A 14,616-nucleotide genomic window follows, 5' to 3' on the forward strand; every position below is an offset into this window, starting at 1 on the left:
GGTCGATCTGCTCCTTTCAAGGTTGACCGCCTAGTGTTCGCTCGTCTTTTTGCCCTGCCCTGTCTTTTCCTCGTCTGCCTCATGACGCTGCTGCCGATCACGCCTGCCGAGGCCGCCGGTTTGCCGAGCCTGCTCAACGGCTCCGCGAAAACCCAGCCGGAGGCGCAAGAACCTCTGGGGCAATCACTCGACGAAGTCATCAAGTCGCTGGAGAACGATCAGCAACGCAGCAAGTTGCTGGCCGACCTGAAGAAGTTGCGCGACGCCACCAAAAAAGCCCAACCGACCAAAGAAGAAGGCGTGCTGGGCCTGATCGGCGGAACGCTGGCCAATTTCGAAAAACAGTTCTCCGGCGCCGACAGCCCGCTTACGCGCTGGTCCGAAGAATTCAATCTGGCCAAAGACGAACTGATAGCACTGGCGCTACCGGTCAATGAATGGCTGCCGATCATTTTTGCCTTCGCCATGATCCTGATGATCTGGAGCCTGCTGGCCGCCGCACTGATCTGGCTCGGGCACCGGGTGCGGATGCGCTTCGGCCTGACCGAGGAATTGCCGCAACACCCCAAGGCCCTCGACATGCTGCGGTTTGCCCTGCGCAAACTTGGCCCTTGGCTGATCGCCCTGGTCATCACGGTGTACATGAGTTACGCCTTGCCCTCGTCATTGGGCAAAAGCCTGGCCATGGTGCTGGCCTATGCGTTGGTGGTCGGCACGTGTTTTTCGGCGATCTGCGTGATCGCTTTTTCCCTGCTCGACGGTCCGCATCGTCACCGCGCCTTGTACATCCTGCGGCATCAGGCCTTTCGGCCGTTGTGGCTGATCGGCAGTTTCGCCGCGTTCGGTGAAGCCCTGAGCGATCCGCGACTGGTGACCAGCCTGGGCAGCCACCTGGCGCACACCGCCGCCACCATCGCCAATGTGCTGGCCGCGCTGTCTACCGGCCTGTTCATCCTGCGCTTCCGGCGCCCCATCGCCCACCTGATCCGCAACCAGCCGCTGTCCCGGCGCCTGACCCGCCGCGCCCTGAGCGACACCATCGATATTCTCGGGACCTTCTGGTACGTGCCGGCGCTGGTACTGGTGGCCATCTCGCTGTTCGCCACCTTCGTCTCGGCCGGCGACACCAGTACCGCACTGCGTCAGTCGCTGATCTGCACCGTGCTGCTGGTGTTGTGCATGGTCATCAATGGGCTGGTGCGTCGCCATGCGCTGAAACCGCAACGTGGCGTGAAGCGTCATGCGCTGTATTCCGAACGCCTGAAAAGCTTCTTCTATACCCTTGCCCATTTGCTGGTGTGGCTGGCATTCATCGAACTGGGCCTGCGCGTCTGGGGCATGTCGCTGATTGCGTTCACCGAAGGTGAAGGCCATGAAGTCAGCGTCAAACTGTTCAGCCTCGGCGGCACGCTGATTTTTGCCTGGCTGATCTGGATTCTCAGCGACACCGCGGTGCACCACGCCCTCACCCGCTCGCGCAAAGGCCTGGCCAATGCCCGCGCGCAGACAATGATGCCGCTGATCCGCAATGTGCTGTTCGTGGCGATCTTCATCGTGGCGTTGATCGTCGCCCTGGCGAACATGGGCATGAACGTCACGCCATTGCTGGCCGGCGCCGGCGTCATCGGTCTGGCCATCGGTTTCGGTGCACAGTCACTGGTCGCCGACCTGATCACCGGGCTGTTTATCATCATCGAAGATTCCCTGGCCATCGACGACTACGTGGATGTCGGCGGCCACCTCGGCACTGTCGAAGGCCTGACCATTCGCACTGTTCGCCTGCGGGACATCGACGGCATCGTCCACACGATTCCGTTCAGCGAGATCAAAAGCATCAAGAATTACTCCAGGGAGTTCGGCTACGCGATCTTCCGCGTGGCGATCCCCTCGAACATGGACATCGATAACGCAATCAAACTGATGCGCGACGTCGGCCAGAAGATGCGCAACGATCCGCTGCAACGGCGCAACATCTGGTCGCCGCTGGAGATTCAAGGGGTCGAGAGTTTCGAGTCCGGCAACGCGATACTTCGGGCACGATTCAAGACCGCGCCGATCAAGCAGTGGGAAGTCTCCCGCGCCTTCAACCTGTCCCTGAAACGTCACCTGGACGAAGCCGGGCTCGATCTGGCGATGCCGCGCATGACCGTGCAAGTGGTGACGGCGGGTGGCGGCCCGGCAACAGAATAACCGCCGCGACCCGATCGCCTGTAGCAGCTGCCGAGCCTGCGAAGCAAACCTGTGGCGAGGGAGCTTGCTCCCGCTGGGTCGCAAGCGCCCCCCCTCTCTATCTGAAAAGAAGGGGACTGCTGCGCAGTCCAGCGGGAGCAAGCTCCCTCGCCACAGCGCTAATCTCAGGCATAAAAAAATCCCCGAACCAGTCGGGGATTTTTTATGTTCGATCAATCAACCCGAAGGCGGATCAATCTTCGCGATAGCGACGCAGCTTCAACTGCTTACCGGCAACGCGAGTGTCCTTCAGCTTGGTCAGCAGACGCTCCAGACCATCTTCCGGCAGCTCGACGAGGCTGAAGCTGTCACGCACCTGGATGCGACCGATGGCTTCACGCGCCAGACCACCCTCGTTGAGGATGGCGCCCAGCAGGTTCTTGGCAGCGATACCGTCACGCGCACCCAGCGCGGTACGGCAACGGGCACGACCTTCGGCCAATGGAACCGGAGCGCGACGCTCACGATCACCACGGTCCGGACGATCACCGGTACGCTCTGGACGATCGCCACGCGGTGCGTTGTTCGGCACCAGTGGACGTTCTTTCTCGATCGCAGCCAGGGTCAACGCCTGAGCATTGGTGGCCTTGCGCAGCAGAGCAGCGGCCAATGCACGCGGAGTGCAACCGATATCGGCAGTCAGGCGATCCAGCAGATCACCGTGAGTCGACTCGGCATCGCCAACCAGCGGCGACAGGCTGTTGGTCAGTTTCTTGATGCGCGCATCGAGAACTGCCTGAGCGTCCGGCAGGCGGACTTCGGCAACTTTCTGACCGGTTACACGCTCGATCACTTGCAGCATGCGGCGCTCGCGCGGAGTCACCAGCAGCAGTGCACGACCTTCGCGACCGGCACGGCCGGTACGGCCGATACGGTGAACGTAGGACTCAGGGTCGTACGGCATGTCAACGTTGAATACGTGAGTGATGCGCGGAACGTCCAGGCCACGAGCAGCAACGTCGGTCGCCACAACGATGTCCAGACGGCCATCCTTGAGGGAATCGATGACGCGCTCACGTTGGTTCTGGGCAATGTCACCGTTCAGCGCAGCGGCTTTGTAGCCTTTGGCTTCCAGGGCGCTGGCCAGGTCCAGGGTCGCTTGCTTGGTGCGCACGAACATGATCAGGGCGTCGAAGTCTTCGACTTCCAGCAGGCTCAATACAGCCGAGGTCTTCTGGTCAGCGTGAACCAACAGGTGAGCCTGTTCGATCGCGGTAACGGTCTGAGTCTTGGTCTGGATCTTCACGTGTTGCGGATCGCGCAGGTGGCGTTCGGCAATGGCGCGGATCGACTGTGGCAGGGTGGCCGAGAACAATACGGTCTGACGGGTCGCTGGCAGAGCCTTGAAGATGACTTCCAGGTCGTCCATGAAGCCCAGCTTGAGCATTTCGTCAGCTTCGTCCAGAACCAGGTGGTTCACGGTCGACAGGACTTTTTCGTCGCGACGCAGGTGGTCGCACAGACGGCCCGGGGTGGCGACAACGATCTGTGCGCCGTTACGGATTGCTTTCAGTTGTGGGCCCATAGGCGCGCCGCCGTAAACGGCCACAACGGTTACGCCCGGCATTTGCTTGGCGTAGGTTTCGAAAGCGGTTGCTACTTGCAGCGCCAACTCACGGGTTGGCGCCAGGATCAGGGCTTGCGGCTCGCGCTTGGCAGGATCGATGCAATGCAGGATCGGCAGGGCGAACGCGGCGGTTTTACCCGTACCGGTTTGCGCCTGACCAATCATGTCGTGACCGGCCATGATGATCGGGATCGATTGCTGCTGAATAGCCGAAGGCTCTTCGTAGCCAGTCGCGATGACGGCTGCAAGAATATTCGGATTAAGATTAAAAGCGGCGAAGCCGCCGGTTTCCTGGGTCATGGGTCTGCCTCTAAGTGCATCCGCAAAGACCCATGCTCCAAAGCTGCGCATGCCGTGTAAGACTCAAGAGTCGCCCTGGCTGCTTTGTCGGCGGGGATTTGCGAAAACGAATGAATGAAAAAGATTCGTCAAGGGAGAGTCCGCTGTGCGGACGTGCAGCCGAAGCTGACTTCGGGGAATTGCGCTACCTAAACGCGGCCCGGTTAAAGGCCGGCGCGCACTATACCGGAATTCGCCCAAAAAGGGAGCATTATTTGTCGGAAATCTGACGCATACACCGTTATGTCACAGGCTTTGCAGATAATCGTGCAGCAGTCTATTTTTCAAAGGCCCGGCCCTGCTGGCGATGGCGCTAAAACGGTTCCCCCTTGTGACGCAGTCCTGCAGTCTCAAACCCCTTCCCGCTCGAGGAATTGCGTGATGAATCAACCCGTTACCAGCCGTGTGACCTGCGAACGGCACGGCCATGTCCTGTTGATCGGCCTGGATCGGGTGGCCAAGCGCAACGCCTTCGATCTCGACCTGCTCAATGCCCTCAGCCTGGCCTACGGCGAATTCGAGGCCGACAGCGAGGCGCGGGTGGCGGTGGTGTTCGGCCATGGCGAGCATTTCACTGCCGGGCTCGACCTGGTCAATGCCAGCGCAGCGCTGGCCGAAGGCTGGCAGGTGCCGCCCGGAGGGTGCGATCCGTGGGGGGTGTTTGCAGGTCCGCGCGTCAGCAAACCGGTGATCGTCGCCGCACAAGGTTATTGCCTGACCATCGGTATCGAGCTGATGCTGGCCGCCGATATCAACCTGTGTGCCAGCAACACCCGATTCGCCCAGAAAGAAGTCCAACGCGGGATCTTCCCGTTTGGCGGCGCGACGTTGCGCCTGCATCAGGTTGCAGGCTGGGGCAACGCCATGCGCTGGCTGCTGACCGGCGATGAGTTCGATGCCCATGATGCGCTGCACTTGGGCCTGGTGCAGGAAGTCATGGCCAGCGAGGATTTGTTGCCGCGGGCGATTGAACTGGCTGAGCGGATTGCCCGGCAGGCACCGCTGGGGGTTCAGGCGACGCTGATGTCGGCGCGGCAGGCACGTTATGAAGGGGAAACCGCGGCGGCGCAGGGATTGCCGGCGCTGGTGAAGAAGCTGTTGGCGAGTGAGGATGCGAAGGAAGGTGTGCGGTCGATGATCGAGAAGCGGCCCGGCGTGTTCAAAGGCTGCTGACAAGACGGCTTTTGTGGCGAGGGAGCTTCTGTGGTGAGGGGATTTATCCCCGTTGGGCTGCGAAGCAGCCCCAAAACCAGCGCCATGGCCATTCAGGCAGACCACATTCGCCGACTTTGCGACCGCTTCGCGGTCGGACGGGGATAAATCCCCTCGCCACAAGTGATCACACCCGCATCAGCTCGCCGGGCGAATCGCCTTGATCAGCGACTGCAACGAATACCCCAACCGCGGCGCCAGCTCTTCGGCCCGCGCAACCAATCCGTCCATGTCCAGGTCCTGATCCAGTTCCGAAGGCACAATCAGAATCACATTGCCCTCCTTCACCGGCAGCTCCCAGTAATGCCGATGATAAAGCCCGCGCAACAACGCCGCGCCCAATGGTTTGCCGTCGTCGGTGGCCCATTGATTGATCACCAGCCAACCGCCCGGATTCAGGCGTTTCTGACAATTTTCCAGAAAACTCCAGGCCAGGTGCCCGACACCCGGCCCGACATCGGTATAGAGGTCGACGAAAATCAGGTCCGCCGGCTCTGCCGTCGCCAGCAATTCCAGTGCATCGCCAACCCGGATGTACAGTCGAGGATCGTCATCCAGCCCAAGGTATTCGATGGCCAGGCGCGGCACGTCGGGGCGCAGTTCGATGGCCTCGACATCTTCCAGCGGCAGGAATTTCAGGCAGGCCTGGGTCAACGTGCCGGCACCGAGGCCGAGGAACAGCGCGCTTTCCGGCTGCCCGTGACACAACGCACCAACAAGCATTGCCCGGGTGTAATCGTATTCGAGCCAGCTCGGGTCGGCGGTGAACACACAGCTTTGTTCGATGGCATCACCGAACTCGAGAAAACGGTAATCGGCCACTTCCAGCACACGAATCACACCGAACTCGTCCTGTACCTCGGCGAGCAGATGCTCGACGCGCTCCTCAGTCATTTCGTCTCCTGATCGTTACCAGGCCCGGCAACGTAGTACACCGCAACATGAGGCGGCAAAAGCGCGATTGTCCGCGAAGCGACGGGAACAGGTCACGCACTAATTTGCTGATAACATGAACACCCGAGCGTAAAACAACCGAGACCGTGATGAGCCAACCCTGGAGCCCTGACAGCTGGCGCGCCCTGCCGATCCAGCAACAACCTGTTTATCCCGACGCGGCACATTTGCTGCACGTCGAGCAAACCCTGGCCAGCTATCCGCCGCTGGTGTTTGCCGGTGAAGCCCGGGAATTGCGCCGTCAGTTTGCCGAAGTGACACAGGGTCGCGCATTTCTGTTGCAGGGCGGCGACTGCGCCGAAAGCTTCGCCGAGTTCTCCGCCGCGAAAATCCGCGACACCTTCAAAGTGCTGCTGCAAATGGCGATCGTCATGACCTTCGCCGCCGGCTGCCCGGTGGTCAAGGTCGGGCGCATGGCCGGCCAGTTCGCCAAGCCGCGCTCGGCCAACGACGAAACCATCGACGGCGTGACCCTGCCGGCCTACCGGGGCGATATCGTCAACGGCATCGGTTTCGACGAAAAAAGCCGCGTTCCGGATCCGGAGCGGCTACTCCAGTCATACCACCAGTCCACCGCCACCCTGAACCTGCTGCGCGCCTTTGCCCAGGGCGGTTTTGCCGACCTGCATCAAGTTCACAAGTGGAACCTGGACTTCATCGCCAACTCGGCGCTGGCGGAAAAATACAGCCACCTCGCCGACCGCATCGATGAAACCCTGGCCTTCATGCGCGCCTGTGGCATGGACAGTTCGCCGCAATTGCGCGAAACCAGTTTCTTCACCGCCCACGAAGCGCTGCTGCTGAACTACGAAGAAGCCTTCGTGCGTCGCGACAGCCTGACCAACGATTACTACGACTGCTCGGCGCACATGCTGTGGATCGGCGACCGTACCCGCCAACTGGACGGTGCGCACGTCGAATTCCTGCGTGGGGTGAACAACCCGATCGGGGTCAAGGTCGGCCCGAGCATGAACCCGGAAGACCTGATCCGCCTGATCGACGTGCTCAACCCGGACAACGATCCAGGCCGCTTGAACCTGATCGCGCGAATGGGCGCGAACAAAGTCGGCGATCACTTGCCGGCACTGATCCGCGCAGTGCAACGTGAAGGCAAACAGGTGCTCTGGAGTTCCGACCCGATGCACGGCAACACCATCAAGGCCAGCAGCGGCTACAAGACCCGCGACTTTGCGCAGATTCTTGGCGAGGTGAAGCAGTTCTTCCAGGTTCACGAAGCGGAAGGCAGTTATGCCGGTGGCATCCATATCGAGATGACCGGGCAGAATGTCACCGAGTGCATTGGCGGTGCGCGGCCGATTACCGAGGACGGGTTGTCGGACCGGTATCACACCCATTGTGATCCGCGAATGAATGCTGATCAGTCACTGGAGCTGGCGTTTTTGATTGCCGAAACTTTGAAGCAGGTTCGACGGTAGTTTTTGATCGCCTGATGTACCGCTATCGCTAGCAGGCTAGCTCCCACATGGTTTTGTGTACGACACAGATCCATTGTGGGAGCCAGCCTGCTGGCGATTAGCCCAGATTAGTCACCCATCTATCTGTGCCAATGCCACCCGCAACCGCGCCGCACTCGCCCGCGGACAATTCAACTGAACCCGCTCCAACCCCAACCAATCCGCCATCCGCCGCAAATTGACCGCCAACGCCAGCATCCCCTCCTCGTCCAGCCCCGCTTCTTCCTCATGCACAGCATGCACTGCGAGCCGCCCCAATGCCCGTTCCGCGCGCAAATCCACCCGTGCGGCAATCCGCTCGTTGTGTAAAAAAGGCAGCACGTAATAGCCGTAGACCCGCTTGTCCGGCGGCGTGTAGATCTCCAACCGATAGCGAAAATCGAACAAGCGCTCGGTGCGACTGCGCTCCCAGATGAGCGAGTCGAACGGTGAAAGCAAGGCGCTGGCTTCGACCTTGCGCGGCACTTTGGGCTCCGGCAGGCAAAATGCCGGTTGCCGCCAACCCTGAACCTCGCAAGTCAGCAATTGCCCCGTTTCCACCAATTCTGCCAAGCGGGGACGCGCATCACCGGGGCTCAGGCGAAAGTAGTCGCGCAAGTCCTTCTCCGTCGCCACCCCCAAAGCATTCGCGGCATGCAGCAACAGCCCGCGCTGGGCCTCGTCCTCCGAGAGCAACGGCTGCTGCAGAATCGCGGAGGGAATGACCCGCTCCGGCAAATCATAAAGTCGCTCGAATCCACGTCGCCCAGCCACGGTCACCTCACCAGCGGCGAACAACCACTCCAGCGCATGCTTTTCCGCGCTCCAGTCCCACCAAGGTCCTGCCCGCTCCTGGCGCGTCGACAGACTCCCGGCACCCAGCGCGCCGAGCTCCTGAACCGAGGCCAGCACACGGCGAATGGTGTCCTGCTGCTCACGCCCGAATCGCGCCAGTTGCTGATAGATATCTTCACCCCGGGTCGCCCGCCGCATGCGCCAGCGCATCAACGGGTACATCGACAGGGGCAGCAACGAGGCTTCATGGCCCCAGTATTCGAACAACGTGCGTCGACGGCCCGAACTCCAGGCAGCCTGGTCGAGCAAGTCGGATGAGTAGTTGCCGAGGCGGGAAAACAAGGGAAGGTAGTGCGAACGCACCAACGCATTGACCGAGTCGATCTGCAAAATGCCCAGCCGCTCGATCAGGCGATTGAGCTGGACCGCTTTGATCGTCGCCGGCGGCTGGCGCCCATTGAACCCTTGGGCGGCCAGCGCCAGGCGTCGAGCCTGTTTGATGGAAAAGGACAGCGTTGCGGGCATGAACATCTCCTTGTCTGCTCGCAACCTACCTTACCGGGAGACGGTTTGTGTAGTTGTGGGTTACTCATTTGTGCATCGGGTCATCCCAGAATGGGCGGATGGTTTCGTGCTCGACATCCGCACGACTGAGCCCTATGTCCTTCAGCGCTTCGTCGCTCATGCCCGCCAACAACTCGCGTTCACGGTGCAATTCGTACCAGCGACTGATTTTGTGCAACAGATCTGTCACCACATGGATGGAATGTTTTTCTACTTCGACATAGCCTTTTTGACCTTTCATCTTGTTGCCCTCCGTTTGGGATGGCTCAAGTGTCGCGCCGGAGCTAAGATCAATCCAACGAATGTTTCTGATGCAATACATCTCGGAGATTGATCAATGTCCGCCTTCCCAAGTATCGATACCGAAGTGCTGCGCACCTTCGTTGCCATCGCCGATCAGGGCGGCTTTACCCGCGCCGGCGAGCTGGTGAATCGCACGCAGTCCGCCGTGAGCATGCAGATGAAACGGCTGGAAGAGGATGTGTTGCAGCGCCAGTTGTTTCAGCGCGACGGCCGTCAGGTGCGCCTCACCGCTGAAGGCCAGGTGTTGCTGGGCTACGCGCGGCGCATCCTCAAGCTGCACAGCGAAGTGTTCAACACGTTGCGCGAACCGCACATGGTCGGCATGGTACGCATCGGCACACCCGACGATTACGTGATGCGTTTTTTGCCGGGCATCCTGCGGCGATTTGCCCAGTCGTATCCGCTGATCCAGATCGAAGTCCACTGTGAATCATCAAAACAATTGCTGCTGCGCCAGGACCTGGACCTGTCCATCGTCACCCGTGAGCCGGGCAACGAGATCGGGCAACTGCTGCGCAAGGAACGTTTTGTCTGGGCCGAAGCGCAATGCTTCAGTGCCCATGAGCAAACGCCGCTGCCGCTGGCGATGTTCAACAGCGATTGCTTCTGCCGTTTATGGGCCTGCAATGCCCTCGATGCCATGGGCCGCGATTATCGCGTGGCCTACAACAGTTCAAGCCTGTCGGCGATCATGGCGGTGGTGAGTGCCGGCCTGGCCGTGACCGCACAACTGGAAAGCCTGATCACCCCCGACATGCGCATTCTCGGTGAAGCCGAAGATCTGCCGATTTTGCCCGAGGCGAGCATCATGCTGGTGCGCAACCTGCACAACCCGTCGCCGATTACCGAGTGCCTGGCCGAACACATCGTCGAAGGGTTCAAACTTTAAAGGCGAGCATCACCGCACACAGCACCAGGAAGCCACAGAACAGCGCGCGCAGCAGCCGCTCCGGTATGGTGTGGGCGATCTTCACGCCCCAACTGATGCTCAGCAGACCGCCGATGGCCAACGGCACACCGATCATCCAGTCCACTTGATGATGCACGGCATAAGTCACCAGCGTGACGCCCGTGCTGGGTAACGCCAGTGCCAGCGACAAGCCTTGGGCAACCACCTGGCTGGTGCCGAACAGGCTGGTCAGCACGGGCGTTGCCACTACCGCCCCACCCACACCGAACAATCCACCCATGGTCCCGGAAGCCGCGCCGAGCACGCCCAGCCATGGCCATGAGTAATTCATCTGCGAACTGACCGATACATTGGCGTAGAACATTCGCACCAGGTTGTAGGCCGACAGTGCGATCAGGAATGCGACAAATCCTACGCGCATGGTTTCCGCATCGATGCCCACCGCCCAGATCGACCCGATCCACGCAAAGCAAAAACCCATCGACGCCAGCGGCAGCGCGTGACGCAACTCGATTTTATTGCGCTGGTGATAGCGCCACAGCGCCAGCATCACATTCGGCACCACCATGACCAGCGCAGTGCCTTGGGCAATCTGCTGATCGAGCCCGAACAACACCCCCAGCAACGGAATGGCGATCAGCCCTCCGCCAATCCCAAACAACCCGCCCAGGGTTCCCAGGGCGGCACCGAATACCAGATACATCAAAAATTCAATCACGGCCAATGTCCTCTCATCTCAGGCGATCCATCCTACGCAGTCGGCGCTGGCGGGGAAACGCATAGCAACGCACAATGGCTGTGCCAACTTTGCATAAGCACTGACTACGCCATGAACCCCAATCAGTTAACCGAACAACTGGGCCTGTTCCTCGATGTACTGGAAACCGGCAGTTTCTCCGGCGCATCCCGCCGTTATCCGCTGACACCGTCGGCCGTGGCGCGGCGCATCGACAGCCTGGAAAACGCCGTCGGCAGCCAGTTGTTTATCCGCAGTACCCATGCCGTGCGCGCGACGCCGGCCGGGTTGGCATTCGCCGAACGGGCGCGGCGGATTGTGGCCGAACTGCAACTGGCGCGGGCCGAAGCGGTGTCCCTGAGCAGTGCGCCGGAAGGCCTGATACGGATCGACGCCCCCGCCGCGTTCGGCCGGCGGCACCTGGCGCCGGTGATCGCTGATTTTCTGGTGCTCTACCCCGGTCTCGATGTGCAACTGCACTTGATCGACAGTTTTGTCGACATGCAGGGTTTGAACCTGGGCAAGGTTGATCTGGTGCTGCGTACCGGGCAAATGGCCGACACCCGACTGGTAGCCACACCGCTGGCGAGCATGGTGCGCATCGCCTGCGCCAGCCCCGACTATCTGAAGCGTCGCGGCGTACCGACCGACCCGGCGCAGTTGATTGAACACGACGGCCTCGACTGGGATGGCCTCGCCCCACCCTTCGCCTGGCGTTTCGAGCGGGATGGGCAAATGCAAACGCACCGCCCGTCGCGCATCCGCATGAGCGCCAACAATGCCGAGGCGCTGGCCTGCGGGGCATTGGCCGGGTTGGGTGTCGCGCATCTGCCGACCTGGCTGACCAGCGAATATTTGTTGCGTGGTGAGCTACTGCCCCTGTTTTGCGAAAATGGTCTGCCACCTTCGGACACCACCGGCATCTATGCCTTGCGCCTGGAGCAGCAGCCCAATTCCCGCAGTCGTTTGTTGCTGGAATACCTGAAAACCCGCTTCAGTCCGATTCCGCCATGGGACCTGGCGCTGCAAACCGACCTGGACCGGCACTAGTCCAGAATTGTCTGGCGCATTAAAGATTCGCCCGCTAGATTTATGACGATCACTGATCAAGGCTTCGAAATGAACACCGAGCGCAACACCTCCGATAACTGCGACGCCCTGCTGCTGGATAATCAGGCCTGCTTCGCCCTGCATTCCACCTCGCTGCTGATGACCAAGGTCTACAAGCCGCTGTTGCAAGCGCTGGGCCTGACCTATCCGCAATACCTGGCGATGATGGTGTTGTGGGAACAGGACGGTTTGACCGTAGGCGAAATCAGCACGCGCCTGCTGACCGATCCTGGCTCACTGACGCCACTGCTCAAACGCCTGGAAGCCGAAGGCTTGCTCAGCCGCACCCGCAGCCGCGAAGACGAGCGAGTTGTGATTGTCGAACTCACCGAACAGGGTCGCGCCTTGCGGGACAAGGCTCGCGGAGTTCCCCAGTGCATCCTCGGCGCCAGCGGGATGACGCTGGAGAGACTGCAGAAACTGCAGGCAGAGCTGCAAGTGCTGCGGAGCAATCTGCAAGACAGCCTGTAATCTTCAAACCATCACACATCCATGTGGGAGCGGGCTTGCTCGCGAATGCGGTGTGACATTCAGCACATGTGTTGACTGACACACCACATTCGCGAGCAAGCCCGCTCCCACATTTTTTTTGTGGTGACCTCGGGACTCCGCTTCATCTGCCCCTCGCCTCGAAAAAATTTACTGCCCGAAAATCCTGCCTGAACCGCTCTAATTCAATAGTCTTGCCGGCAATCACTCCCGGGCCTCACCACGCTCGCCAAACTTTTTTCAAAATTTATCTTGCGCGCAAAATATTAGCGCGATACATTCACCTCGCACTTACTTAGCGCGCAAACATTTAGCGCAAACAAACAAATCCAAACGAGGCGTACACCATGCAAACTCTCTACACCGCAATCGCAACTTCCACTGGTGGCCGTGACGGTCGTGCGGTTTCCAGCGATAACATCCTCGACGTCAAACTCGCTACCCCGAAAGAACTCGGCGGTGCTGGCGGCGCAGCCACCAACCCTGAACAACTGTTCGCCGCCGGTTACTCGGCCTGCTTCATCGGCGCGCTGAAATTCGTCGCCAGCCAGACCAAACGCAGCATCCCGGCCGACGCATCGATCACCGCCCATGTCGGTATCGGCCAGATTCCTGGTGGTTTCGGTCTGGACATCGATCTGCACGTCAGCCTGCCAGGTCTTGAACAAGCCGATGCGCAATCCCTGGTCGATGCTGCCCACCAGGTCTGCCCGTACTCCAACGCCACCCGTGGCAACGTCGATGTGCGCCTGCACGTTACCGTCTAACTGCTGATTCCTAGACCAAACAGGAAACGAACATGAACACTTTCAGCAAAGTCTTGACCGGTACCCTTCTCGCCCTGTCCATCCACAGTGCATTCGCGGGCGACGGGGTTGAGCACAACACCCAGGCGTTCCTCGATGTTCTGAATGCCGGCACCGGCAAACCGATGGAACAGCTTTCACCGAAAGATGCCCGGGCCATCTTGGTCGGCGCGCAAGCCGGGGTGGAATTGACGCTGCCAAAAGCGGACGTCAGCCAGAAGACCATTCAAGTCGACGGCCAACCCATCAGCCTGACCATCGTCCGTCCGGCCGGGGTGAAAGGCGAGCTGCCGGTGTTCATGTTCTTCCACGGCGGCGGCTGGGTGCTGGGGGATTTCCCGACCCACGAACGCCTGGTTCGGGATCTGGTCACGGGTTCGGGGGCGGCGGCGGTGTTCGTCAATTACACCCCTTCGCCGGAAGCGCATTACCCGGTGGCGATCAACCAGGCTTATGCCGCGACCCAGTGGGTGGCTGAGCACGGTAAAGAAATCAATGTCGACGGCAAGCGCCTGGCCGTGGCCGGCAACAGCGTCGGCGGCAACATGGCGGCCGTGGTTGCGCTGATGGCCAAAGACAAAGGCACCCCGGCGATCAGGTTCCAGGTGCTGCTGTGGCCGGTGACGGACGCAAACTTTGAAACGGCGTCTTACAACCAGTTTGCCGAGGGGCACTTCCTCACCAAGAACATGATGAAGTGGTTCTGGGACAACTACACCACTGACGCCAAGCAACGTAACGAGATCTACGCTTCGCCACTGCGCGCGACCACTGCCCAGCTCAAAGGCTTGCCACCTGCGCTGGTGCAAACAGCCGGCGCCGATGTGCTGCGCGATGAAGGTGAGGCCTACGCCCGAAAACTCGACGAGGCCGGCGTGCCGGTGACGGCGGTTCGCTACAACGGCATCATTCACGACTACGGCTTGTTGAATGTGGTGAGCCAGGTGCCTGCGGTGCGTTCGGCGATGTTGCAAGCGTCTGAAGAGCTTAAGCAACACCTGAAATAAAGCAAAAAGCAAAAGATCGCAGCCTCGTTTCACTCGGCAGCTCCTGCAAGGGAATACAAAACTCATGCAGGAGCTGCCGAAGGCTGCGATCTTTTGATCTTGATATTCGGCCACAAAAAAGCCCGACTCAATGGTCGGGCT

General features: G+C 60.3%; 13 protein-coding genes. 8 read left to right on the forward strand and 5 right to left on the reverse strand.

The features are described 5' to 3' along the window. Nucleotides 1–33 precede the first annotated feature (33 nt). On the forward strand, nucleotides 34–2,190 hold the full coding sequence (locus tag ACM6IQ_RS24910) for a mechanosensitive ion channel family protein (RefSeq protein WP_031319034.1): 2,157 nt from the start codon (nucleotides 34–36) through the stop codon (nucleotides 2,188–2,190). 232 nt (nucleotides 2,191–2,422) lie between these two features. On the opposite strand, the gene ACM6IQ_RS24915 is transcribed toward ACM6IQ_RS24910, so the two are convergent. Beyond that, on the reverse strand, nucleotides 2,423–4,096 hold the full coding sequence (locus ACM6IQ_RS24915) for a DEAD/DEAH box helicase (protein WP_017339791.1): 1,674 nt from the start codon (nucleotides 4,094–4,096) through the stop codon (nucleotides 2,423–2,425). A 420-nt stretch (nucleotides 4,097–4,516) separates the two neighbouring features. Between ACM6IQ_RS24915 and ACM6IQ_RS24920 the strand changes: the two genes are divergently transcribed. Then, a complete protein-coding gene (locus tag ACM6IQ_RS24920) occupies nucleotides 4,517–5,308 on the forward strand; it encodes a crotonase/enoyl-CoA hydratase family protein (protein ID WP_017339792.1) in 792 nt (263 codons plus the stop codon). A gap of 177 nt (nucleotides 5,309–5,485) precedes the next feature. Here ACM6IQ_RS24920 and ACM6IQ_RS24925 read toward each other — a convergent pair whose 3' ends face one another. Then, complete coding sequence (locus ACM6IQ_RS24925) at nucleotides 5,486–6,241, reverse strand: spermidine synthase (RefSeq protein WP_414880093.1); 756 nt, start codon at nucleotides 6,239–6,241, stop codon at nucleotides 5,486–5,488. 149 nt (nucleotides 6,242–6,390) lie between these two features. On the opposite strand from ACM6IQ_RS24925, the gene ACM6IQ_RS24930 reads away from it, so the two are divergent. Next, a complete protein-coding gene (locus ACM6IQ_RS24930; protein ID WP_017339794.1) occupies nucleotides 6,391–7,737 on the forward strand; it encodes a class II 3-deoxy-7-phosphoheptulonate synthase in 1,347 nt (448 codons plus the stop codon). Between the two features lie 111 nt (nucleotides 7,738–7,848). Here the strand turns inward: ACM6IQ_RS24930 and ACM6IQ_RS24935 are convergent, their stop codons facing one another. Together ACM6IQ_RS24935 and ACM6IQ_RS24940 are read right to left on the reverse strand one after the other, a co-directional pair. Beyond that, nucleotides 7,849–9,075 carry a winged helix-turn-helix domain-containing protein gene (locus ACM6IQ_RS24935; protein WP_414880094.1) on the reverse strand — a complete coding sequence of 409 codons (1,227 nt, stop codon included), beginning with the start codon at nucleotides 9,073–9,075 and terminating at the stop codon, nucleotides 7,849–7,851. 64 nt (nucleotides 9,076–9,139) lie between these two features. Continuing rightward, nucleotides 9,140–9,355: a DUF1127 domain-containing protein gene (locus tag ACM6IQ_RS24940; RefSeq protein ID WP_017339796.1), complete on the reverse strand. Its 216-nt coding sequence runs from the start codon at nucleotides 9,353–9,355 to the stop codon at nucleotides 9,140–9,142. A 96-nt stretch (nucleotides 9,356–9,451) separates the two neighbouring features. Between ACM6IQ_RS24940 and ACM6IQ_RS24945 the strand changes: the two genes are divergently transcribed. Next, nucleotides 9,452–10,306, forward strand: a complete 855-nt coding sequence (locus ACM6IQ_RS24945; RefSeq protein ID WP_414880095.1) for a LysR substrate-binding domain-containing protein — start codon at nucleotides 9,452–9,454, stop codon at nucleotides 10,304–10,306. Here the strand turns inward: ACM6IQ_RS24945 and ACM6IQ_RS24950 are convergent. Then, nucleotides 10,296–11,045, reverse strand: a complete 750-nt coding sequence (locus tag ACM6IQ_RS24950) for a sulfite exporter TauE/SafE family protein (protein WP_031319035.1) — start codon at nucleotides 11,043–11,045, stop codon at nucleotides 10,296–10,298. The genes ACM6IQ_RS24945 and ACM6IQ_RS24950 overlap by 11 nt on opposite strands. Nucleotides 11,046–11,156: 111 nt before the next feature. Between ACM6IQ_RS24950 and ACM6IQ_RS24955 the strand changes: the two genes are divergently transcribed. The 4 genes from ACM6IQ_RS24955 to ACM6IQ_RS24970 all read left to right on the forward strand — a co-directional run bounded on the left by ACM6IQ_RS24955 (nucleotide 11,157) and on the right by ACM6IQ_RS24970 (nucleotide 14,475). Next, on the forward strand, nucleotides 11,157–12,113 hold the full coding sequence (locus tag ACM6IQ_RS24955; RefSeq protein WP_017339799.1) for a LysR family transcriptional regulator: 957 nt from the start codon (nucleotides 11,157–11,159) through the stop codon (nucleotides 12,111–12,113). A gap of 69 nt (nucleotides 12,114–12,182) precedes the next feature. Continuing rightward, nucleotides 12,183–12,644: a MarR family winged helix-turn-helix transcriptional regulator gene (locus ACM6IQ_RS24960; RefSeq protein WP_031319036.1), complete on the forward strand. Its 462-nt coding sequence runs from the start codon at nucleotides 12,183–12,185 to the stop codon at nucleotides 12,642–12,644. Nucleotides 12,645–13,009: 365 nt separating this feature from the next. Further along, entirely contained in the window at nucleotides 13,010–13,429 is a 420-nt protein-coding gene (locus ACM6IQ_RS24965; RefSeq protein WP_017339801.1) for an organic hydroperoxide resistance protein, read from the forward strand. A gap of 32 nt (nucleotides 13,430–13,461) precedes the next feature. Further along, entirely contained in the window at nucleotides 13,462–14,475 is a 1,014-nt protein-coding gene (locus ACM6IQ_RS24970) for an alpha/beta hydrolase fold domain-containing protein (RefSeq protein WP_414880096.1), read from the forward strand. The last annotated feature ends 141 nt before the right edge of the window (nucleotides 14,476–14,616 follow it).

Origin of the sequence: Pseudomonas sp. IT-P100 (assembly GCF_949767185.1) — a bacterium.
Classification (GTDB): Bacteria; Pseudomonadota; Gammaproteobacteria; order Pseudomonadales; family Pseudomonadaceae; genus Aquipseudomonas; species Aquipseudomonas fluorescens_B.

Bases quoted from the DNA above. Each gene is read 5' to 3' on its own strand.
- ACM6IQ_RS24970 (WP_414880096.1), top strand. From the start codon at position 13,462: ATGAACACTTTCAGCAAAGTCTTGACCGGTACCCTTCTCGCCCTGTCC.
- ACM6IQ_RS24920 (WP_017339792.1), top strand. From the start codon at position 4,517: ATGAATCAACCCGTTACCAGCCGTGTGACCTGCGAACGGCACGGCCAT.
- ACM6IQ_RS24915 (WP_017339791.1), bottom strand. From the start codon at position 4,096: ATGACCCAGGAAACCGGCGGCTTCGCCGCTTTTAATCTTAATCCGAAT.
- ACM6IQ_RS24960 (WP_031319036.1), top strand. From the start codon at position 12,183: ATGAACACCGAGCGCAACACCTCCGATAACTGCGACGCCCTGCTGCTG.
- ACM6IQ_RS24955 (WP_017339799.1), top strand. From the start codon at position 11,157: ATGAACCCCAATCAGTTAACCGAACAACTGGGCCTGTTCCTCGATGTA.
- ACM6IQ_RS24925 (WP_414880093.1), bottom strand. From the start codon at position 6,241: ATGACTGAGGAGCGCGTCGAGCATCTGCTCGCCGAGGTACAGGACGAG.
- ACM6IQ_RS24930 (WP_017339794.1), top strand. From the start codon at position 6,391: ATGAGCCAACCCTGGAGCCCTGACAGCTGGCGCGCCCTGCCGATCCAG.
- ACM6IQ_RS24945 (WP_414880095.1), top strand. From the start codon at position 9,452: ATGTCCGCCTTCCCAAGTATCGATACCGAAGTGCTGCGCACCTTCGTT.
- ACM6IQ_RS24965 (WP_017339801.1), top strand. From the start codon at position 13,010: ATGCAAACTCTCTACACCGCAATCGCAACTTCCACTGGTGGCCGTGAC.
- ACM6IQ_RS24940 (WP_017339796.1), bottom strand. From the start codon at position 9,355: ATGAAAGGTCAAAAAGGCTATGTCGAAGTAGAAAAACATTCCATCCAT.
- ACM6IQ_RS24935 (WP_414880094.1), bottom strand. From the start codon at position 9,075: ATGCCCGCAACGCTGTCCTTTTCCATCAAACAGGCTCGACGCCTGGCG.